General features: G+C 44.6%; 23 protein-coding genes. 20 read left to right on the top strand and 3 right to left on the bottom strand.

From position 1 onward, the window contains the following. The first annotated feature begins 31 nt into the window (after positions 1–31). The 5 genes from IGJ01_RS15560 (at position 32) to IGJ01_RS15540 (ending at position 7,623) form a co-directional block, all read left to right on the top strand. On the top strand, positions 32–2,194 hold the full coding sequence (locus IGJ01_RS15560) for a PBP1A family penicillin-binding protein (RefSeq protein ID WP_008382020.1): 2,163 nt from the start codon (positions 32–34) through the stop codon (positions 2,192–2,194). Positions 2,195–2,264: 70 nt separating this feature from the next. Continuing rightward, positions 2,265–2,606 (top strand): YlbF family regulator, encoded by a 342-nt coding sequence (locus IGJ01_RS15555; protein WP_244732551.1) that lies wholly within the window; start codon positions 2,265–2,267, stop codon positions 2,604–2,606. A gap of 193 nt (positions 2,607–2,799) precedes the next feature. Continuing rightward, positions 2,800–3,990: a metallophosphoesterase family protein gene (locus tag IGJ01_RS15550; protein ID WP_244732549.1), complete on the top strand. Its 1,191-nt coding sequence runs from the start codon at positions 2,800–2,802 to the stop codon at positions 3,988–3,990. Next, positions 3,987–6,662 carry an AAA family ATPase gene (locus IGJ01_RS15545; RefSeq protein WP_244732546.1) on the top strand — a complete coding sequence of 892 codons (2,676 nt, stop codon included), beginning with the start codon at positions 3,987–3,989 and terminating at the stop codon, positions 6,660–6,662. The genes IGJ01_RS15550 and IGJ01_RS15545 overlap by 4 nt, the downstream gene beginning before the upstream one ends. Positions 6,663–6,678: 16 nt before the next feature. Then, entirely contained in the window at positions 6,679–7,623 is a 945-nt protein-coding gene (locus tag IGJ01_RS15540; RefSeq protein ID WP_034872173.1) for a 3'-5' exoribonuclease YhaM family protein, read from the top strand. A gap of 169 nt (positions 7,624–7,792) precedes the next feature. Here the strand turns inward: IGJ01_RS15540 and IGJ01_RS15535 are convergent, their stop codons facing one another. The 3 genes from IGJ01_RS15535 to IGJ01_RS15525 all read right to left on the bottom strand — a co-directional run bounded on the left by IGJ01_RS15535 (position 7,793) and on the right by IGJ01_RS15525 (position 9,743). Further along, the gene (locus IGJ01_RS15535; RefSeq protein ID WP_244732543.1) at positions 7,793–8,827 is read right to left on the bottom strand and encodes a peptidylprolyl isomerase; all 1,035 of its coding nucleotides are present in this window, start codon (positions 8,825–8,827) and stop codon (positions 7,793–7,795) included. Positions 8,828–8,942: 115 nt separating this feature from the next. Then, positions 8,943–9,317 (bottom strand): YtxH domain-containing protein, encoded by a 375-nt coding sequence (locus IGJ01_RS15530; RefSeq protein ID WP_005227717.1) that lies wholly within the window; start codon positions 9,315–9,317, stop codon positions 8,943–8,945. After that, complete coding sequence (locus IGJ01_RS15525) at positions 9,318–9,743, bottom strand: HIT family protein (protein ID WP_005233401.1); 426 nt, start codon at positions 9,741–9,743, stop codon at positions 9,318–9,320. Between the two features lie 211 nt (positions 9,744–9,954). Between IGJ01_RS15525 and IGJ01_RS15520 the strand changes: the two genes are divergently transcribed. The 15 genes from IGJ01_RS15520 (at position 9,955) to IGJ01_RS15450 (ending at position 22,085) form a co-directional block, all read left to right on the top strand. Further along, entirely contained in the window at positions 9,955–10,434 is a 480-nt protein-coding gene (locus IGJ01_RS15520; protein ID WP_244732540.1) for a hypothetical protein, read from the top strand. Between the two features lie 84 nt (positions 10,435–10,518). After that, a complete protein-coding gene (locus tag IGJ01_RS15515) occupies positions 10,519–11,253 on the top strand; it encodes an ABC transporter ATP-binding protein (protein WP_430601246.1) in 735 nt (244 codons plus the stop codon). Continuing rightward, the gene (locus tag IGJ01_RS15510; RefSeq protein WP_430601245.1) at positions 11,250–12,461 is read left to right on the top strand and encodes an ABC transporter permease; all 1,212 of its coding nucleotides are present in this window, start codon (positions 11,250–11,252) and stop codon (positions 12,459–12,461) included. Before IGJ01_RS15515 ends, IGJ01_RS15510 begins: the two co-directional genes overlap by 4 nt. A 104-nt stretch (positions 12,462–12,565) precedes the next feature. Then, entirely contained in the window at positions 12,566–13,345 is a 780-nt protein-coding gene (locus tag IGJ01_RS15505) for a phosphotransferase family protein (protein WP_005233409.1), read from the top strand. Between the two features lie 57 nt (positions 13,346–13,402). Beyond that, on the top strand, positions 13,403–14,059 hold the full coding sequence (gene trmB, locus IGJ01_RS15500; RefSeq protein ID WP_005233410.1) for a tRNA (guanosine(46)-N7)-methyltransferase TrmB: 657 nt from the start codon (positions 13,403–13,405) through the stop codon (positions 14,057–14,059). Between the two features lie 88 nt (positions 14,060–14,147). Then, positions 14,148–15,110 carry a competence type IV pilus ATPase ComGA gene (comGA, locus tag IGJ01_RS15495; RefSeq protein ID WP_244732532.1) on the top strand — a complete coding sequence of 321 codons (963 nt, stop codon included), beginning with the start codon at positions 14,148–14,150 and terminating at the stop codon, positions 15,108–15,110. After that, a complete protein-coding gene (gene comGB / locus IGJ01_RS15490) occupies positions 15,064–16,092 on the top strand; it encodes a competence type IV pilus assembly protein ComGB (RefSeq protein WP_244732529.1) in 1,029 nt (342 codons plus the stop codon). The genes comGA and comGB overlap by 47 nt, the downstream gene beginning before the upstream one ends. Continuing rightward, positions 16,089–16,394, top strand: coding sequence for a competence type IV pilus major pilin ComGC (comGC, locus tag IGJ01_RS15485; RefSeq protein ID WP_005233413.1), 306 nt, complete (start codon positions 16,089–16,091; stop codon positions 16,392–16,394). The genes comGB and comGC overlap by 4 nt, the downstream gene beginning before the upstream one ends. Further along, on the top strand, positions 16,369–16,842 hold the full coding sequence (gene comGD, locus IGJ01_RS15480) for a competence type IV pilus minor pilin ComGD (RefSeq protein WP_429969657.1): 474 nt from the start codon (positions 16,369–16,371) through the stop codon (positions 16,840–16,842). Before comGC ends, comGD begins: the two co-directional genes overlap by 26 nt. Next, the gene (locus IGJ01_RS15475) at positions 16,823–17,137 is read left to right on the top strand and encodes a hypothetical protein (protein ID WP_005233415.1); all 315 of its coding nucleotides are present in this window, start codon (positions 16,823–16,825) and stop codon (positions 17,135–17,137) included. Before comGD ends, IGJ01_RS15475 begins: the two co-directional genes overlap by 20 nt. Further along, positions 17,127–17,552: a competence type IV pilus minor pilin ComGF gene (gene comGF / locus IGJ01_RS15470; RefSeq protein ID WP_005233416.1), complete on the top strand. Its 426-nt coding sequence runs from the start codon at positions 17,127–17,129 to the stop codon at positions 17,550–17,552. The genes IGJ01_RS15475 and comGF overlap by 11 nt, the downstream gene beginning before the upstream one ends. Then, positions 17,515–17,886 carry a competence type IV pilus minor pilin ComGG gene (comGG, locus tag IGJ01_RS15465; protein WP_244732527.1) on the top strand — a complete coding sequence of 124 codons (372 nt, stop codon included), beginning with the start codon at positions 17,515–17,517 and terminating at the stop codon, positions 17,884–17,886. The genes comGF and comGG overlap by 38 nt, the downstream gene beginning before the upstream one ends. Positions 17,887–18,053: 167 nt before the next feature. Then, a complete protein-coding gene (locus IGJ01_RS15460; protein ID WP_008382040.1) occupies positions 18,054–19,058 on the top strand; it encodes a class I SAM-dependent methyltransferase in 1,005 nt (334 codons plus the stop codon). A 24-nt stretch (positions 19,059–19,082) separates the two neighbouring features. Continuing rightward, a complete protein-coding gene (locus IGJ01_RS15455; protein ID WP_005233419.1) occupies positions 19,083–20,267 on the top strand; it encodes an acetate/propionate family kinase in 1,185 nt (394 codons plus the stop codon). A gap of 357 nt (positions 20,268–20,624) precedes the next feature. Then, positions 20,625–22,085, top strand: a complete 1,461-nt coding sequence (locus tag IGJ01_RS15450; protein ID WP_005227746.1) for a peptide MFS transporter — start codon at positions 20,625–20,627, stop codon at positions 22,083–22,085. The last annotated feature ends 51 nt before the right edge of the window (positions 22,086–22,136 follow it).

The following is a 22,136-nucleotide window of genomic DNA, read 5'->3' as shown; positions in this document are numbered from 1 at the left end:
ATGCTACACTTAACCAAAGGAGCGTGAAGTAATGGATTGGAAACACATCCTTCACAAAATAAAGACCGGCTGGCTGACCTTTTGGCGCTGGTTAAAACCGTATTTGCAGCAATTTCATCAATGGCGCAAGCGGGTTTGGAAAAAATACCACGTAAATAAAATTTTTATTTTACTTAGTTTAGTTGCTATCTTAATCATGAGCGGGTATTTATTTTATATCGCCAAAAATACGAAAGTCAGTGAATTAGAGTCAGGTCTGAAAGAATCGACGGTGATTTTTGATGCCAATGGTGATGAAGCAGGGCAGTTGTACTCGCAAAAAGGCACGTACGTTTCTCTTGATGCCATCTCCAGTGATGTGGTCAACGCCTTGATCTCAACTGAAGACCGCAACTTCTATAATCACCACGGGTTTGATATCAAAGGGATCGCTCGGGCAGCCCTACGTATGCTGGTCAACCGCAGTGCCGAAGGCGGTGGAGGAAGTACCATCACCCAGCAGCTTGCTAAAAATGCCTATCTGTCCTTGGATCAAACCTTTAGTCGAAAAGCCAAGGAGCTTTTCTTAGCGATCGAGATCGAGAAGAAATATTCTAAAGATGAGATTTTAGAAATGTATTTGAACAGTTCCTATTTCGGTAACGGGGTTTGGGGCATTCAAGATGCCTCGCTAAAATATTTCGGTGTCAATGCTTCTGAACTAAGCGTGGGAGAAGCTGCGACGTTGGTGGGGATGCTCAAAGGTCCTTCGATCTATAACCCGATCGACAATCTGGAAAACGCCACGAACCGTCGCGACACCGTCTTGAGTTTGATGGTGGATAACGGCAAGTTGGACCAGTCCGTTGCTGACCAAGAATCACAAGTTGCCTTAGCCAATTTACTTTATGATGGATTTGGCAATTCAGAATCTGGCTATAAGTATCCTTATTATTTCGATGCGGTCATCGACGAAGCCGAATCCTATGGGTTGGACGCCGATGATGTCATGAATCGCGGCTACAAGATCTATACAGCCCTGGATCAAAACTACCAAGCACAAATGGAAGCTGCCTATAAAAACGATGCCTTGTTCCCTGAAAATGCCGCTGATGGCACGATGGTGCAATCTGGCTCTGTCGCACTTGATCCGAATACCGGTGGGGTGCAAGCGGTGGTGGGTCGTCGTGGTGAGCACGTCTTTAGAGGATTTAATTTTGCCACGCAAATGAAACGTTCACCAGGTTCCACGATCAAACCGATCAGCGTCTTCGCCCCTGCCCTAGAAGCTGGGTTTGAACCGGACAGTGTCCTGAAAGACGAGCCCCTTGATTTTTATGATGCTCAAAACTTTGACGGGACCTATGCTGGCGAAGCAGTCATGTATCAAGCCCTCGCCCAAAGTTTGAATCTGCCAGCAGTTTGGCTGCTGCATGAGATCGGCTTAGATCGCGGGTATAGCAAAGCACAAGAATTCGGTCTTTCCTTGACCGAATCCGACAAATATTATGGCTTAGCATTAGGTGGTTTGGAAAAAGGGGAATCTCCAATGACGATGGCAGCAGCGTATGGCGTTTTCGCTAATGGCGGGTATTACTACAAACCGCATTTGATCACCAAAATCGTTGATTCAACTGGTGCCGTGATCGTTGACAATACGTCTGTGCAAGGCAAACGCGTGATTTCTAAAGAGACCGCTGATAAAATGACGAGCATGATGCTAGGAACCTTCTCTAACGGGACGGGGGTTAGTGCTAGTCCGTACGGCTTTACGATCGCCGGTAAGACGGGTACGACAGAGACCAACTTTGATGCTTCTAAGGTCAATGACCAATGGATCGTCGGCTATACTCCTGATATGGTTCTGTCAACCTGGCTAGGATTTGAACATGTGAGTGAAGATCATTACTTAACGGGAACTAGCGGACAAGTTGTTGGGAAAATATTTAAAGCAGAGGCCGAAAGCTTACTGCCTTATAGTCAAGGCACCCAATTCCAAGTTGCAGACGCTTATTGGACAGGCGGAAAATTAATGGCAGCCGATGAGGTACCAGATCCTGATAGCAGTACGTCACAAAATAGCAATGATTGGCAACAAACCATCGATGACTTTGCCGAAAGCGCCAAAGAAGGTATGAAGGAATTCGGCAGCAAGATCAAAGAAGGAACGAAAGAATTGTTTGGCGGCTTGTGGAATTCCATTAGTGGAAATTAAAGGAATTAGGCAACTGCTAGTCTAGAACCTGAGAAGAATGGTATACTAGAAAAAAAGAGGAGGCGTCAAAATGGCAAATATTTATGATACAGCAAACCAATTAGAACGTGAATTACGGGAGTCAGAACAATTTCAAGATCTGAAAGGTTCTTTCGACCGTTTGAAAGCAAATGAAGAAGCGTACACGTTATTCAAAGAGTTTCAAGAGTTGCAACAAAGCCTGCAACAAAAAATGATGGCTGGCGAAGAAATGACGGAAGAAGAAGCGCAAAAAGCCCAAGAATTATCGCAAAAAATTCAACAAGACGGCATCGTTTCTGACTTGATGCAAAAAGAGCAAGCCTTCAGTTTAGTGGCCAATGACTTGAACCGCATCATCATGGGTCCTGTAAGAGATCTATACGAAGCGTAATCGCCAACAAACAAAGACCAAAGAAGCAAGTGAAACTTCAGAGAAACCGGCTGCAACTGCAAGAGTCGTTTCCAAAGAAGTTTCAAAAGCGCTTCTTTGGTTTTTTTTATGAAAAAGGCGAACAAATTTTCGTATTTTGCTGACGAAATGACTGATAAATGTTATGATAGAAGCATTAAGGAGGGAGAAAGAAATGCGATTTTTACATAGTGCAGACCTGCATATCGACCGGTCATTTGAAGGGGTCCATCTGTTATCTGAAAAAGTGAAGACCCAACTCCCTGCTATCAATCAAAAAATCATCCGTAATTTGGTGGATGTTGCTTTAGAAAAAGCGGTCGATTTTGTTTTGCTGGCTGGGGATACATTCCATCAAGCACGGCCGAGTCTAAAAGTGCAGCATGACTTTTTTGCCCAACTGCAACGACTGGGAGAAGCAGAGATCCCAGTCTATATGATTTTCGGCAACCATGATTATTATGATCCGCAACGGTATTGGTTTGCTTTTCCAGAAAACGTCATTCTCTTTTCATCGGAAGAAGTTCAAACAGTACAAGGAACAACGAAAAACCGTGAAACCTATGCAATCAGTGGATTTAGCTACCAACATCCTTGGATCGCTGAAAATAAAGTAACAGAATTTCCCGCAAGAGCAGCGGTGGATTACCATATTGGGCTTTACCACGGGGATCAAGCCGGTGAACGGTATGCCCCCTTTTCAATCAGTGAAATGAAGCAAAAAGGCTATGATTATTGGGGCTTGGGGCACATCCATGTACCTAAGACGCTCTCAGAGCAACCACCGATCCTCTATCCCGGTACGCCTCAAGGAAAGACCAAGAAAGAGCAGGCGACTGGGGTGATTTTGGCAGAATTATCGCCACAAGGACCAACAATCGAGCGCTTGGAGATCGCGGAAATCGCTTGGCAAAAGCAAGTGGTCTCCTTAGCGGATGTGACCGCCTCGAATGCCGTATTGCCAGCGATCATCGAGCGCTTAAAAAGTCCTCGTTCGCGCTTGCTGCATCTGGTGTTGACCGATGTGCAGCAGCTGCCGCCAGATTGGTTTCCAGCTGCGGAAAAAAATGAATGGCTGACCTACCTCAATGAACGGTTGGCACAAACAGAGCCGCTGCAAGTAATCTATGCCCTTGAAGTCGAGCAAGCCAATGAAGACAAGATCGCATTGGCGGTACCACAAGACTATATGCTGCAGTTTTTAGCGATGTATGAGTCACCAGAGATCTTTGCGGACCGACTGTCCGATCTATTGCAGCATCCGCTGATCCAGCGGGGGATCACCCATGAATCATTTCAAGAAGAAGTCTTGCAGCAAGCCAAGCAATTGTTGAAAGACGACTTTCAATGGGAGGAGCAGTCATGAGAATTTTAAAAGCAGAGATTACCGGTTTTGGGAAATACCATGAACAAAGCTTTGCCTTTCATCCGCAAAATCAGCTGCTCTTTGGGCACAACGAGATCGGAAAATCGACGTTGTATCAATTTATTGCCGCCATCTTATTTGGCTTTCCGAAAAAGACAGCCAAGAAAAAAGACTATACCCCCAAAAACGGTGCAGCTTACGGTGGCAAGTTATGGTTGGCTCTGGAACCCTTCGGCGAAGTGATTGTGGAACGCTATCGGCATGTAGACCGCGGTCGTGCCAAAGTCCATGTCGCTGGTCAGACGGTCGATGAGCAATGGCTGGCACAACACCTGCAGCCCCTCAATCGAGCATTGTTCTTCGATGTCTTTACCTTTCAGCAAGAGCAATTGACCCAGATCGATAAGCTAGAAGAAAATGAGCTGCACCAAGCGTTGATTTCTCTGGGAATCAGCGGCAGTCAAAAAATGCTGCAGCAAGTGGCACAATATGAAACCATCAATCAGCAGCAATACAAGCCACGGGGGCAAAAGCTGCCTTTGAATCAGGCGTTAAAACAATTAGAAAAACTGCAAAAAACGATTGCGGAAAAAGAAAGCGAAGAAAGCCGCATCCAACAGCAGTATCAGCAGATCGCCCAGTTGCAAGAACAGATCCAAGACTTGCGACACCAGTTTCAAGCATTGAATGAAGCCTATCAGGAAAATCAGCAGCAGCTGAGTCATTGGGGGCTTTATGAAGAGTGGCAGCAAATGGCACCAGCAGATACGTTAGCCGATCCTCAGCAAGTCCAAGCCATCAAACAGTTTTATCAGCAGTATCAGCAGCTGACGGAAGAAATTCGCAAAAAAGAAGCTGAATTAGATCAGTTGGAGCAAGGAAAAGAATCAGATAAGTATTTCTTTTACCTTGATCACGAGCACCAAATCAATCACTTGCTGCAGCAGCAAGTGACGATGGCGCGTTTGGCAGATCGTGAAGCAGCGGCCAATCAACAAGAAGCCGTCGCTATCACGGAGCTGAATCGCTTGATCGAAAAGCGCCAATGGAGCAGAGAATCGCCGCCGTTAGTAACGGCTTCGATCCATGAACAAACCACACGTTTACTACAAGAACGTGTGCAGTTAGAAGAGCTCGAAAAGCGCATGATGCGTTTAGAAGAAAAAGCGCAGCCTTTGCAAGCAACCGCAGCTCGCTTAGAACAGCAGCATCCTCAATTGATTGGCCGCAAGTCGGTTTCTCACCCGCTATGGCCGCTAGGGATCGTCGGTGGGCTACTAGCAGTGATCGGTATCTTTTTGCCGAGTCCGTGGCGCTGGCTTGCTCTAGGTGTGGGGATCGCAGCGATCATTGGCAGTGTTTTGCCGTTGATGAAAGCAGCGCCAAACAAACAGCAAGGCATCAAACAGGAATGGCAGACGGTTCTCATGCAGCTGGATCTGCTGGGCGAAGAGTTGGCGCAGCTGGAAAATGAACAGCAGCAAAAGCAGCAGCAGATCGATCGTGCCCACCAAGCCCTGACACCCTTTTTTGGTAATTTGCCGGTGGAAAGCTGGCAGTCGTATTTATTAGCCTATGATGAAGATGTTGCTAGCTATCAAGCCTACTCACAGCAGCGCAAACAAGCCTATCAAGAACGGCAAGCCGTCGCAGAAGAACTGGCACCCTTTGACGAGCAGTTCCGACCTTATGCTGAGTGGCTGCCGTTGCAAAACAAAACCTTGTTAGAAAAAGCAGCGATCTTGCAGAGGTTTAATGAAGAGATGCAAACAATCAAGCTTTCACGACTGCAACAACCTAGCACGCTGCTGGCCCAACAGTTGACCCGCACCCGCAATGAACGCGACCAGCTGCTTTCCCAGGCCAGTGATCTCTTACAGCAACAAGGCTTAGATCACCCTGCAGAAATCAGCCTCTGGTTGAAGCAATGGGAAGCGGCGCAACGCACGCAGCAGCGAGCAGAAGAATTGGCGGTGATGTTAACACCGATTTATCCTAAACCAGTGACGCAAGCAGAATTGCTGCAGCAAAAAGACCAGATCAAGCAGCAGCAAACACAGCTTCAGGCACAAATACAGCAGTTGACGGAGCAAAAACAGCGTTTGGAATTAGAAGCAGCAGCTAGTCAAAAAAATGGCACCTTGAATCAGCTTTATCAAGAAGAAAGTGAGCTAAAGGCGGTCATTGAAGAACTTGCTGTGGCATGGGGGAGTCGTCAGTTGGCGGCTTCGATTTTAACGGATGTCACGACCGAGTTGTCAGAACAGCAATTGCCGCAGCTATTGTCGGCTGCTTCAACCTATTTTGAACAGCTATCAAACGGACGTTATCAAAAGATTCTTTTGGAAAATGGCTTGTTGGTAGCGGCAAATGCCAGCGAGACGTTTTCGATCATCGACCTGTCCACAGGCACGAAGGATCAGTTAATCATGGCGTTACGCTTCGGTTATCTAGCACTGCAAAAAAATCACCCATTGTGTCCAATCATTATTGATGATGGTTGGCTGCATTATGATAGTGTTCGTAAGGAACGGTTTGCCGCACTGTTAAAAGAGTTTGGGCAAAGTTATCAAGTAATTTGTTTGTCTTCTGACCAAGAAATGGTAAGCTATTATCAGAAGTACCAGCAGCCTATCCAGGATCTGAGTAAAGGAAGTGAAAGATTTGGCTGATCGGCCAAATAAGCCCATGAAAAAAATTCGTGAATTAACTGTTGATGAAACGTTTCAACTTTTCTTGCTGATCAAGAATGCCGATGTGCGGATCGCGAAAAACGGCAAAAAATTTATTGCCTTCACCTTTCAAGATACATCCGGCACGATCGACGGAAAGTTCTGGGATGCATCAGATGAAGAAATCGCCCGTTTTGAACCCGGGAAAGTAGTACTGCTAGATGGAAAACGGGAGGTCTACCAAGGCAATCCGCAAGTCAAAATCATGCATTTGCGTTTAGCGAAACCGGAAGAGCCCCATGAACCAAGCCAATACATGGAAAAAGCACCCTTGCGAAAAGAAGAGATGGAAGAAGAAATCAGTCAAACCTTGTTTGAGATCACGAATCCTCACTGGAATCGAATCGTCCGTTTCTTACTGAACAAGTATAAAAAGGAATTCTTTGACTTTCCAGCTGCGAAGCGCAATCACCATGCCTTCGCCAGTGGATTGGCGTATCATACGACCACTATGCTGCGGTTAGGAAAAGCAATCGTCAAAGAGTACCCTGAATTGAATGCTTCACTACTGTATGCGGGTATCATTTTGCATGATTTAGGAAAAGTGATCGAGTTGACAGGTCCGATGACGACAGAGTATACCTTGGCGGGGAATCTAGTAGGGCATTTGGTCTTAGTGGATGAAGAAATCACGCAAGCCTGTATGGCTTTGAAATTTGATGACAAAGAAGAAGATATCGTTGTTTTGCGGCATATGGTTTTAGCCCACCATGGCTTATTAGAATATGGGTCACCTGTTCGCCCCCGCATAATGGAAGCGGAGATCCTCCATCAAATCGATAATTTGGATGCTTCCATGCAAATGATGCTGACGTCGATTCGTTTAACGGAACCTGGTCAATACACAGACCGAATTTTTGGCATGGACAATCGGAGTTTTTATGTACCGAAAGAAGTGTAGCGGTGACCTTGTAGCACGATCAACCAAAGTGAATGACGGAAAGAACAAAAACCACGCTAGGCTTGCTTAGCGTGGTTTTTCAGATGTTGGAAAAAGTAGCTGAATCGGCAATATTAACCTAATTAGCATAAAAAAAGAAGCGCCGCTACGACGGCACTTCTTTTTTCGTTTATTCAGCAGAAGAATCTGTAGCACTCTCACTCGTTGCAGTAGAATCATCGGTTGCATCAGTAGCAGAAGAATCTGCCACTGAGCTGTCCGTTGCATCGGTAGCAGAAGAGTCAGCAGTTGAATCTTCTGTTTCGGCCGCTGTGATGTAATCAGAAAGCAAGTCTGCTAAGTCAGAGTCTTTCATTTTCACATTAGCTGCTTGCAATTCTTGACCGATCGTTGCTGCCATAAAGGTTGAATCATTCAACAAAGTGTTTTGAGCAATTTCAGTCAATTCATCTTTGTATTTATCCATATCATTGCCTTTGTCTTGGTTTTTCACCATTTTCACGATATAGTATTCCGTCGTGTAAGTTGACGTGTTGGTTGCAGAGATCACTTCAGAGATTTCACCATCTTTTAAATCAAAAGCGGCTGTTTTTACTTCACTTGGTACAGCTGATGAAGTAGAATCGAATTTGATCGTTCCGCCATCTTCTTTTGTTGCCGCATCCGTTGATTTTTCTTTAGCGATTTCGCCAAAGTCTGCATCATCTTTTTTCGCTTCTTCTAAGACGTCTTTGGCATCATCTTCACTTGCTACTTTGATGATTTGTGCTTCTACTTCAGGGTGGAAAGAATCCCAAGCAGTTTTCATGTCTTCATCAGTGATATCCATGTTGGCTTTTAAGCCTTCACGTAACGCAAGTTGTTGTTTCAATTCTGCACGGTAAGATTTCACCGTATAACCAGAGGCAGTCAATGTTGATTCAAAGGAATCACTGCCGCCATATTGTTCAGCCACATTATTGAATTGTTCGTCGATCATTTCTTCTGTTACGTCATCACCGTATTTTTCATCAAACACTTTTAAGACGATCATTTGACGCAACGCTTGTTGATTTTCTGAACTTGTTTTTGCTTGGTCATAAAAATCTTGAACAGTGATTTTACCGCCCTTCATTGTTGCGATTTCCTCACTTGAGTTACCACAAGCCGCTAATGCAAAAAGACTCATTGCACTGACTGCTACTAAAATTAATTTTTTCTTCATTCGTTTAAGCACTCCTAATTCTAAAAAGATTCATAATAATCACTGCACCTACTATACCACTTCTAGAAATGGTTGGAAAGAAAACAGCGGATGTTTCAAACAAAATTCATAAAAACTACAAATTTTCGATTTGTTTGTCATCCTCGGCGCTTTGGGCTTGAATCGTCGTGATGTGCTGATTCAATTGTTCCATTTGGGTTTTTATCCGAGCAAGGCGCGGTTGTGCTTGGAATTTGAAGGCTTCCAAATCTTTCGTGAAAGATTCGGTCACAACTGGGATCGTTTCGTCGATCGTTTTGCGGGTTACCATCACAGCATCTTTGAGCTGTTTGACACTGTCATTGAATTCTAAGGTCGCTTCTGTCGTGTCATCTAAATAGCGAATCAATTCTTCACGGGTTTCATTGCCGCTTTTTGGTGCAAAAAGCAAACCGCCTAAGCCGCCGGCGATGGAACCGAACAAAAGTCCTTTAAGAAAATTACCGATCATTTAGTTCACCTGCTTTCCAATTTTTTCGGCGATTGCCGCCAGCTCTTCCCCCGTGTAATTCTCTGCATGATTGCCAAAATGGATCTTGAAATCATCGTCTTTGCTGTAGCGAGGAATCAAATGGACATGGGAATGGAAGACGGATTGGTACGCCAATTCTTTATTGTTGTTGATGATATTTAAGCCTTCGATCTCAGGGAATGCTTTTTCGATCGCCCGAGCAATCTTAGGGATACGGGCAAAAACCGCTGCTGCCAACGTTTCATCGTACTCGAAAATATCCGTCACATGCGTTTTGGGAATGACCAATGTATGACCAGGGGTGACTTGGGAAATATCTAAAAAGGCATAGACTTGCTCATCCTCGTAGACTTTGTAGCTAGGAATCTCACGATTATTGATTTTACAAAAAATACAATTTTCCATTGTAAAAAACCTCCTTGATCTATTACCTCTACTTTACCATATTTTGCTTTTTTTCGTCTGGTTTCCTCTTTGAAAAAGTCGGAACAAGGCAACTGTTCCTTCAACAAAGGCGCTTTTTTAAAGAAATGCGAAAAGCAAGCGAGAAACGCTTGCATTTAGATTCCAACAACCCTAGACTTAATATCAGAAATCATTTGGAAAGAAGGAACCTATGAAACCGATCATTAAAGAAACCTTACAGAAAAAAACAACGACTTCAGCGAAGCTTCGCTACTTAGCCTATGCCTATAAAGAGTGGTTGATCGCGATCACGCTGTTTGTGGTGTTTGCTGGTTCAATCACTTATTCTCTGACACGTCCGCAAGAAGAAGTAGTCAATGCCGCCATTGTCATTGAAACAGCAATGGACCCTGCGGTGCAAAGTGAATTGGAAGCAGCCGTTGAAGCATGGGCAATAGATCAAGGGTATCAAAAAGAAGAGCTGCGGATCAGCCTGGTTTCTTATGCCGAACCAGCCGCTGTCCAAGCCTTTACCACCCGTCTTGCCGCTGGTGCCATCCAAATGGTCGTTTTTCCAGCCAGCGAAGCACAAACGTGGCAAGAGCGCTTTGGCAGCCAAGAACTAGCACGAGAAATCATTACAGTGGGAGAAAATGAATTTATCCTGCAAGTCACGAATAAAGAAAAATAAACAACTGTTTTGCCAGCTGACTGAATTGAACAAAAAGAGCCTACGTTGACAAAGAGCCATAATCAGGCGAATCGGAGGGAAAAAATGACTTTACAAGTAGCAAACGTGACAGGCGGCTATAATCAGCTGCCAGTCTTAAAAAATATTGATTTTACGATCGGCGATGGGGAGCTCGTTGGCTTGATCGGCTTGAACGGGGCAGGGAAGAGTACGACGATCAAAGAAATCATCGGTTTACTGCAACCTCACAGCGGCACCATCACGATCGACGGCTTGACCCTTAAAGAAAACCCAGAGCAATACCGCAAACAAATCGGGTATATCCCCGAATCCCCTTCTTTATATGAAGAATTGACCTTAAGAGAGCACATTGAAGTGACGGCGATGGCCTACGATCTTCCACAAGAAGAAGCCATGAAGCGAGCAAAACGCCTGCTAAAAACCTTTCGCTTAGAAAACAAACTCGATTGGTTCCCGGCAAACTTTTCAAAAGGGATGAAACAAAAAGTCATGGTACTGTGTGCCTTTTTGATTGAGCCGAGTGTCTACATCATTGATGAACCCTTTCTAGGATTAGATCCTTTAGCGATCAATGCGTTATTGGAACTGATGAATGAGATGAAACAAACCGGGGCATCTATTTTGATGTCCACCCACATTTTAGCAACCGCAGAGAAGTATTGTGACAAATTCATCCTCTTGCATAACGGTGAGATCCGCGCACAAGGGACATTGGCGGAACTAAGAAGCCAATTTCAAGCACCAGAAGCCTCCCTTGATGATCTGTACCTCGCACTGACAAAGGAGAGTCAAGCATGAAGCAGTTTTTCTCGCAACGCTTACAGCGGCATCAAAAACAGATGACACGCTATTTGCGCTATGTCTTCAATGATCATTTTGCTTTGATCAGCACCTTCTTAGTCGGAGGTCTGGGGCTCTACTATTCTGAATTGCTAAAAACATTGCCGCGGCCGTTTCCATTAGGCGGCGTCATCGTGGTCGCTGTTTGGCTCTTTGTTTTACCGCTGGGACGCTTAGTGACACTGACGAAACCGGCAGATTTGATTTTTCTGTTAGCCAAAGAAGGGCAAATGACAAGTTATCTCAGCCAGGCGTTACGTTATTCCCTCTGGCTGCCCTTTGGGGTTTTATTTTTAGCCGTAGGGGCAACGATGCCTTTGGTCGTGGTCACAGCAAACAGCACCTTTGCCTCATTCCCATACTTTTTAGGGATGATGTGGCTCTTAAAACTGGGGGATCTTTCACTACAACGGATTCGTTTGTATCAAGAAACTCAGCAGCAAGTCAAACAGCAGCGAGGCATCTGGTTCGCAAGTGCGTTAGCTGCCACACTTGCCAGTATTTATGTAGCACCTTGGCTAGGGTTGGGGATCAGCATCTTCCAAGCAATCTGGTTCCTCTTTGGACTGAAAGCCAATAGCCAGCTTTTGGATTGGGACTATATGATCCAAGCCGAACAGTCGCGCTTAATGCGTATCTATCGGTTTATCAACTTATTTACAGATGTTCCCCAAATCACGACGGAAGCCAAACGGCGCAAATACCTCGACTGGCTGCTGGCAAAGATCAAACCAGTGCACAGCAATACGTACCTCTATCTTTACTTGCGCCGAGTGATCCGTGGGGGGCAATATGGCGGGCTTTATGTCCGTTTGACTTTGATTGGTGGGTTCGTCTTATTCTTTGTCGATGAGCTTTGGATCAGTCTGCTGATCGGCTGCTTGTTTCTTTATCTGATCGGTTTCCAACTGATTCCTTTGATCAATGAGTTTCAATACATGGTTTTGACACATCTGTATCCCGTGCCAGAAAAACAAAAAGCCGCAGCGATCAAAAAAATTCTTGGGGCACTCTTACTGGTGACCGCAGTTCTTTTCGGCGTGATCTGTTGCTTGCGCTTGCCTTTTGTTTGGCAAGGCGGTATCGCGTTTCTTGGCTTCTTAGGGTTTGCGGGTCTTTTTTTAGGCATCTACTTGCCAGGGCGATTAAAGAAAATGCACGCCTGATCCACAAGTGGCCTCTCTTACAAAAAGCGAACGCATATGCGCTTGACGGCGACCCATTAGGAAGCTAGAATAAGAGGTACTGCGAAATAAGGAGAGAAGCTAGGATGGATATTCGCTTGGATCAAGATTGGCGTATGCGGCCAATCAAAGGCGACACCGGGAAAGCCTATATCGGGCTCAAGGACAACGACAAAGTCTTTATCAAACGAAATACGACCCCGATGCTTGCGGCACTCTCTAAAGAGGGCATTGCACCCAAACTCGTCTGGACGAAACGGACGGGAAATGGGGATACGCTCTCCGCACAAGAATGGCTGGATGGACGGGTCTTAGATCCCGATGAAATCGGCCAAAGAAATGATGTCATTGATGTGTTGTATCACTTGCATCATTCAAAAACGTTGGCACAGATGCTAAGCAAAATCGGCGGACAAGTCAGATCGCCTGAACAGATGCTGATGGATTATCAGGATCAGCTGCCTTCTGCGGTCGCCCAAAACCGTTTTATTCATTTGGTCACCGAGTATTTAAAAACCAATATTCCAGCTTTTGACGAGCAGAAAGCCGCGGTCGTCCATGGCGATGTCAATTATCGAAATTGGCTAGTTTGTCAAAACTATTTGTATTTAGTCGATTGGGATTCCGTGATGTTTGCAGATCCGGCAATCGATATCGGCACTATTTTAGGTCACTATGTGCCATTATCTGGCTGGTCTCATTGGCTCGTGCGCTATGGTATCCACAGCAGCAGCGAAGTGATCGAAAAGATTTATTGGTACGCATTGTTGAGTATGCTGCAAGAGGTCAAAAAATATTATCTGCGAGGCGATTACAAAGCCATGAATGCAGAGATTTTACAATTAAAACGAATTTATAGCGAATGAAGAGAAGATGGAGCGAGGCAATTTGGTTCCATCTTGTTTTTTCGGAAAGGAAGAAACATGAGAGTAAGAAAACGTGCAGGTGCAAAAGAGCTGATTGACGCTCATCCAGAATACGTTGTGGCAGAGCCTACTGAATGGAAAGGGCGTTGGCATGAACGCTTTGGCAATGATCACCCGCTGCATATCGAAATTGGAATGGGAAAAGGCCAATTTATTACGGAAATGGCGAAAGCTCATCCCGAGATCAATTATATTGGTGTGGAAATGCAGATTAGTGTCGTTTCGATCGCATTAGATAAAATGATCGAGCAGGAGATCCCGAACTTGCAACTGCTGCATGTCGATGGTTCCGCATTGACCAACTATTTTGCAGACAATGAAGTAGACCAGATCTATTTGAATTTTTCTGATCCATGGCCTAAGAAGAAGCATGAGAAGCGCCGTTTGACTTCCAAAGCCTTTTTAGCAGTCGACGAGCAGATTTTACGTCCCAACGGCGAGATCCATTTCAAAACGGATAACCAAGGATTGTTTGAGTATTCCTTAGCGAGCTTTTCTCAATACGGCATGATTATCAAACAAGTTTGGTTGGACTTGCATAACAGTTCCTTTGAGAACAATATCATGACTGAATATGAAGAAAAATTCTCAAGCCGCGGGCAGCGGATCTATCGGGTGGAAGCCCAATTTGTGGCAAAAGAACCACAGAAATAAACGAATGATGAAAGATGAAGCAAATTTGCTTCATCTTTTTTTTCTATTCTCAAAGCGTTTGCGTATTTCTTTTTAGGAGGGATAAGTCGTGGATATTCAAGCATTCTCAGACGAGTTGATTCATTATGGGAGACAAGAACACATGCAGGATCTGACCATTTTGCCTAGCGGTACACAGATGGAGGTGATTTTCAGTAAAAGCTATCTCAGAAAGACCTATCAAGTACTGACCAACGAAGAAGCTCAGCAGCTGATCACCCGCTTCAAATTTTTAGGAGGAATGGAGGTGGGAGAACGGCGCAAAGCTCAGTTAGGCGCAGTCAGCTATCTGTTAGGCGATCAGCTACAGCGGTTGCGCGTCTCAACGGTGGGTGATTATCAAGGGCGTGAAAGTCTCGTGATGCGGTTTCTTTATCCTTTGAACAAGGAGCATCTGCGCTATTTTTTTGCAGAAGACGTCCAGCAGATCCAACAGACAACCAAACAAAGAGGCCTATATTTATTTTCTGGTCCCACTGGCTCAGGAAAATCGACCCTCATGTATCAATTAGCACGGGCAACCAAGGGACAAGTCATTACCATCGAAGATCCTGTGGAGATTGAAGAGCCGCATTTTTTGCAGCTACAGACCAATTTGAAAATCGGACAAGACTATGATGAATTGATTCGCTTGTCTTTACGGCATCGTCCGGACCTGCTTTTGATTGGTGAGATCCGTAACAAAGAGACGGCGCAAGCCGCTGTACGAGCCGCTCTGACAGGTCATCGAGTATTTGCCACGATCCATGCACGAGGCGTAGCAGAAACCAAGACACGGCTGCTGGAATTGCTAGGGGCAGACGATCTTCTGGCGCACGCGTTGCAAGGGATCGTTTATCAGCGATTGTTGCCGAATGAAGTCAACGAACCCCATGGATTGCTGGCGTATCACTTTTATGAGGGGCAAGTGGAAAAACAGTGGCAGCACGTATTAAAACGAGTGAAAGAAAGTGGGTGGATCACCGATGAAGTTTATGAAAAAGAAGCCCCAGCTACCACGCCGTGCAACTGAAGCCCTCTTGGTCACCTTCACGGTGTTATTGGAGAGTGGCTTTTCCCTACAAGAAAGCCTCCAAGTGTTGCTGCGCAGTCGCCAGTTTTCTGAACCTGTGATCGAACAGCTGATTGCCCATCTTGCCCAAGGGCAAAGCTTGGCAGCAGCAGTAGCGCCGTTGTCTTTATCGGCTACCGAAAAAAGTCAGCTTTATTTAGCAGAAAGTCATGGGAATCTCACGACGACCTTGCGGCGGATGGTCGACTACCACAAATTGGTCAACAAGCAAAAACAGCTGCTGTACAAAGTAGCGGCCTATCCGCTTTTGCTACTGGTCTTTTTAGTGGCGGCTCTCTTTGGCATGCATCGCTTTTTATTGCCTCAATTGTTAGCCTCTGGCATGATCGACGAAGGTCATTGGGGCATTCGCGCCATCACTTGGGCACCAGCAGTACTTATCCTCTTCTTGTTAGTAAGTGTGCTGCTTTTTGTGATCAGCCGCTGGGTGTTTGCCCGCCGCACTGCCTTGCAAAAAGCTGTATTCTTCAGCCACCTGCCATTGTTCGGAGCATTGTACACGAGTTATCACACGAGTTTTTTCGCATTGGAATGGGGCAAGTTGTTTCAGCAAGGGTTAGATATCCAACAGATCATTGAGTGTATGGAGCACACCAATAAAGCTACCTTGATCCAAGAATTAGCGCGAGAGTTGCGAGTGACCTTGACACTTGGCGGAGAACTCCCAGAAAAACTTCGTCATTTCTCGTTTCTCACACCAGAATTTTCTTTGATCGTCTTTCAAGGAGAAGTACGGGGAAAGTTAGGAGAAGAGCTTTTTTTATACAGTCAATTATTGATGGATCGCTTGTTTCAACGAATCGAAAAAGCTATTCACTGGGTTCAGCCTCTGATTTTTTTGTTGGTTGCTTTAATGATCGTTGGGATCTATGCCGCTATGTTTTTACCAATCTATGGAAATATCCAAGGAGTGATCGAATGATAGAAAAGAAAGTCGCATCTTCTCGCAAGCAGGGGATTTGGCGTGTCAAAAAAGGCTTTACATTGGTTGAAATGTTGGTTGTTTTATTAGTGATCAGTATTTTGGTTTTGTTGTTTGTCCCAAATCTTGCCAAGCAAAGAGGAATCATTGATGAGAAAGGAAACGCGGCCATCGTAAAAGTGGTGGAAACCCAGATCGAACTCTTTCGTCTGAATGAAAATCGGGAGCCCTCGAGAGAAGAATTGATCGCTGAAGGGTATGTATCTGAGGAGCAATATGCGATTTATGAGCAGGGGGACTAAGGTCTGTCGACGGTGTTCTTTTGTTGGTTTTACTTTAATAGAAAGCCTTTTGGTCCTCATGGTCAGTAGTATGTTTCTCTTTTTTCCCGTCGTGGCCATCGAGTACTATCAACGATCTGCTGAAGTCTTAGGCTTTTGTGCACGCTTAGAAAAAGGCCTCTATACCATACAGCAATCGGCCATCATCGATAACACACAAACCCGAGCCGTTTATCAAGCAGCGCCAACGCCAACTGTTTCATTTTATGGCGCTGCAACTGAGCCGGTCACCAAGATCGAAGTCCCTCCTCAACTAGCGATGCAGGCGTTTCCCGATATTCTTTTTAGTAGTCAGTCCGGCAACAATAGTAGTCTGCGAAGGATCGTTTTCTATTGGCAGGAGAAAAAGCAAACCATCAGCTATAAGTTTTTATTTGGGAGCGGACGCTATGAAAAAATCGTTGAATAGCGGGTTCATCTTAGCAGAAAGCCTGATTGGCTTTGGGGTGTTGGCAACCTGTGTGTTATTGTTTTTAGCGATGCAGACCGCTTCACTGACGCAAAGTGCGGCATTGCAGGAAAAAGCCCAAATGCTGCGGGTGCTGTATGAAGAAGTCCAGAACCACTCCTTTGATGCGTCAACCATTACCTACACGACGCAGCGTCAGACGGTCTATCAAGTTCGCTTTTGGCAAGCAGCGCAGCATCAACAGGCACGCATCCAAAGTGGCGAACAGCTCTGGGAGATTGTGTATGAAGAGTAAAGGCTTTACTTTGTTGGAGTGTCTGTTGTCTTTATGGGTATTGGCGATCTGCTTATTGATGATCAGCGGGATCGTCAAGCACCTCGCACCGGTCAATCAGCAGATCATGGCTCGCAAAGATCAAGAATGGCATGTTTTTTTGTTTCAGTTGGAACGGGAATTAAGTACCTGTGTCTATCTATCAGTCAGCGAGAACACGCTATATTTGCGAAGCAGTCAAAACAATTCGGTAACGATCGATCGCATCAACCGCGTGTTGCGGAAACGGGACAACAATGGCTATCAACCGTTGTTGACAGAAGTGGCAGATGTGTCTTTTGAGAAAATTGGCGCAGCGATCCGCTTTACCGTTTCCTTTGAGAATGGAGACCAGAAAATTGGACAATGGAAAATACACTCACAAGAGGCGGCATAAAGGCGGTATTTTACTCACAGCATTGTTGTTTGTGCAGCTGTTGAGCTTGATGTTATTGCTGGTGTTAGAAAACAGCCGCACAATAGCCCTTTTTTATACAAAAACCATTGAAACCTATGAAGCCCGTATTATGAGTGAACTTTTCCATGCGGAATTCTTGCAAAACGAGTTGGAAGATCGAGGGACACGGTTTTATAATGTAGGAAAGTTGACTTATGAACGGCAAGGACAGAGCTTACAGATCGAATGCTATGTCAAAAGTCGGCGATTTACTTTTACCTTTTTGTTGCCTGAAGAGCAGCCTGAAATAGACACAGATGACCAAGAAGAATAGTACAGGAAAAGGATGGTTGTTTCGACCATCCTTTTTCATACAGAAATAGAAAAAGAATGTTTACAGCTTCACAAATTATTCTAAACGAAAGCGATTGATTATTTTGGATGAATCGGCTAAAATTAAACAGGTATATATGTTGTTATAGTTTTGAAAAGAGGTGCAAGATGTCCGCAGAAAAAATGGAAACGTCTTTTCATTTGACCGTTGAAGCGATCCAACTGCTTCAAAACGCATTGGAAACGTCTTTTTTTGATGCTTACGTAGAGACGATCGAAAATTTTGTTGATCAATACCAAGTTCGCGTGATCGATGGGGTACCAGATGAAGCAACTGCTGCTCGTTTAGAAACCATCTATCAAGAAATTCGAGCAATGGAACTATCGGCAGAAGAAAAACGCAAGCTTGCGCAGTTGGTTTTGTTGAAAGGCAGCCAAACGGAGCGCCTACAGGCCAATCACCAACTGACACCAGATAGTCTTGGGTTTTTATTCGTCTATTTGATCGAGCAGTTGAGTAGTGCCGACCAACCAGTGAAACTTCTTGATTTATCGGTAGGCATGGGGAATCTCTTATTGACAGTCTTGCTGAATCTGCAATTAGCGAAGCGTCCAGTAGAAGGAACCGGTGTGGATATTGACGAAACCTTGTTGGCGATCGCAGCTGCGACTGGCGAATGGACCAAAGCGCCCTTGCATTTGTTCCATCAAGATGGCTTGCAAGAGCTTTTGATCGAACCGATGGATCTGGCGATCAGCGATCTACCGGTGGGCTATTACCCACAAGATGACAAAGCCCGCAGCTTCATTACGGCGGCTCCAGAAGGGCACAGTTACGCCCATCATTTGTTGATGGAACAAGCGATGAACTATGTCAAAGCTGGCGGTTACGGTTTGTTCTTAGTACCAAGCAACTTCTTGGAAACGGAACAGAGTGAATTTTTGAAAAAATGGCTGAAAGAAAAGGTTTATTTGCAAGGAATGATTCAGCTTCCTGAAGAACTCTTTAAAAATGAACATTCACGTAAAAGTATTTTGCTTTTACAAAACCATGGAGGGACAAGCAAACAAGCAGACGAAGTCTTGCTGGTCAAGCTAGCCTCACTGAAAGAACCAAAGAACATCACAAAACTTTTTGAACAATTTGCGGCTTGGAAAGCAGCAAATCTGTAATATAATTCGGATAAGGAGATCATCATGTCAAAAACAATCGCAATCAATGCTGGAAGTTCAAGTTTAAAATGGCAATTATATCAAATGCCAGAGGAAACAGTTGTCGCTAAAGGAATCGTTGAACGAATCGGTTTGAAAGATTCTATCTTTACCATCAAATATGGGGAAGATCAAAAATTCGAACAAATCATCGACATCAACGATCACGAAGTAGCTGTAAAAATGTTATTGGATCAACTGATTGAATTAAACATTTTAGGTGCCTATGATGAAATCACTGGCGTCGGTCACCGCGTCGTTCACGGCGGAGAAGATTTCCCTGATTCAGTTGTGATCACAGACGAAGTGATGGAACGCATCCAAGCATTGGCTGAATTTGCGCCATTACACAACCCAGCAAACTTGATGGGGATCACTGCTTTCAAAAAAATCTTGCCAGAAATCATCAGTGTCGCTGTTTTTGATACTTCTTTCCATGCAACGATGCCAAAACACAATTACCTATACAGCTTGCCATTAGAGTACTATAACGAATTTAAAGTACGTAAATACGGCTTCCACGGTACAAGCCACCGTTATGTTTCTGAGCGTGCAGCAGAAATGTTAGGTAAACCAATCGAAGAATTAAAAATCATCACTTGCCATCTAGGGAACGGTGCGTCGATCACTGCGGTTGACGGCGGAAAATCAGTAGATACATCAATGGGCTTCACGCCATTAGCTGGTGTAACGATGGGCACACGTTCAGGTGACATCGATCCTGCTGTTTTGCCTTACTTAATGGAAAAATTAGATTTGAATATCGATGAAATGGTGGATGTTTTAAACAAAAAATCTGGTTTATTAGGCTTAACTGGTATTTCCAGCGACATGCGCGATCTAGAAGCAAACTACGACAAAGAAGAAGTCAAAGTTGCTTATGACGTCTTTACTGACCGCATCCGTAAATACATTGGTGGCTATGTAACGACCATGAACGGTGTTGATGCGATCGTCTTTACTGCCGGTATCGGTGAAAATGATGCCCACGTCCGCAGCGAAGTTATCAAAGGCATGACTTGGTTTGGTTGCGAATTAGATGCCGATCAAAATGCAAAACGCGGCGAAGAATTAGTGATCTCAACTGAAGAGTCAAAAGTCAAAGTACTTTTGATCCCAACAGATGAAGAATTAATGATCGCTCGTGATGTGGAACGTTTACGCGGCTAAGCGAAAACATTTCTTAGAATAGAAGCTGAAACACATGCAAGAGAAATGCTTGCATGTGTTTTTTTATAGGAAAGTCCGCAAAACGGGACTAGAGAGAAAAATTGGTGAAGACCATTTTCTAATTTTTTAAACAGAAAATTTAATAATTATACATATGAAAATTGGCTCATACTGCACCTAGGTGGATGGCTTCTCATTTTGCTTTCATTTGAATTTAAATTTCCTTCCTTTTTTACAAGATGTTCTCAGGGAAATACCCTTGTAAAAGTTGCCAAATGGGAATAAACTGGCATTTGTGAATTTTCAGAAAAATTCCGCTATTTTATTTTCATTAATTTTTATAAGGGGCCATTACATATGGAAAAAGAAAAAACATTTTTAGGTCAGCCGCGAGGGCTGTCGACTTTATTCTTCACGGAAATGTGGGAACGATTCAGTTATTATGGTATGCGGGCGATTTTGGTGTACTTCATGTACGATGCAGTTGCCAACGGCGGCTTAGGGTTGCCAAAAGGAACGGCTGTGGCGATCATGTCGATTTACGGTTCCTTAGTGTATATGTCAAGTATTGTTGGCGGTTGGATCTCGGACCGTCTTTTAGGATCAAATAAATCCGTCTTTTATGGTGGGATCTTGATCATGTTAGGACACATCGTCTTGGCAACACCTTTAGGGATTCCAGCGTTGTTTGTGTCCATGATGCTGATCGTCATCGGAACCGGACTATTGAAATCCAACGTGTCGGGTATGGTGGGGCATTTGTACAGCAAAGACGATATCCGTCGGGATGCTGGTTTCTCAATTTTCTACATGGGGATCAATATCGGTGGCTTGTTAGCACCGATCATCGTCGGGATCTTAGGACAAGAGGTCAACTACCACTTAGGCTTTTCGATTGCTGCTATCGGGATGTTTATCGGTTTGGTGCAGTATTATGTGCAAGGAAAAACCACGTTGAAAAGTGTAGCGATCGCGCCAACGAATCCCTTATCGGCAGCCGAAAAGAAAACCTTCTTCCGAGCAGTCGTTCTGGTTCTTCTCGCATTGGCAGTGTTGTTTGGCGCAGCTGCTGCAACTGGCCATCTGACGGTTGATTTCTTCATCAACTTCATCAGTGTTCTAGGTATTTTCTTGCCGATCTACTACTTTACCAAAATGCTGCGTTCGAAAGATGTCACACCAGATGAAAAGAAAAAAGTGTTGGCCTACATTCCGCTGTTCTTGTCAGCGATCGTCTTTTGGTCCTTAGAAGAACAAGGCTCATCGATCTTGGCATTGTTTGCTGCTGACCGTACGCAATCAACGTTATTCGGCATCAATATTCCAGCAAGTTTGTATCAAACCTTAAATCCACTTTTTGTCGTCTTACTGACACCTGTCTTTGTCTGGTTGTGGACCAAACTAGGTTCTCGCCAACCCCGGACAGAAGTGAAGTTTGCCATTGGTTTGGTCTTAGCCGGTTTGTCCTTTCTATTGCTAATGCTGCCAAGCCTCTTGTTTGGAGTAGAAGAACGGGTCAGCCCATTATGGTTGGTATTGAGCTTCTTCATTATGATCGCGGGGGAAATGTGTCTTTCACCTGTGGGCTTGTCGGTGACGACCAAACTAGCGCCGAAAGCTTTCGAAGCACAAACCTTGGCGATTTGGTTGTTAGCAGACGCTTCTTCACAAGCCATCAATGCGCAAATCGCTCGGTTCTATACACCACAAACAGAAGGGATGTACTATGGCATCGTCGGCGGAGTAGCCGTTGTTGTCGGCATCATCTTGTATTTAGCTAGAAAACCGATCCGCAACTTGATCGGCAACATTCATTGATCAAAAAATAAAAACTTGATTTTCCGCCTATGCATGGATTGAACAACCCAT

Origin of the sequence: Enterococcus sp. AZ089 (assembly GCF_050547225.1) — a bacterium.
GTDB classification, from domain to species: Bacteria; Bacillota; Bacilli; order Lactobacillales; family Enterococcaceae; genus Enterococcus_D; species Enterococcus_D entomosocium.
This window is presented reverse-complemented; position numbering and strand designations above follow the sequence as displayed.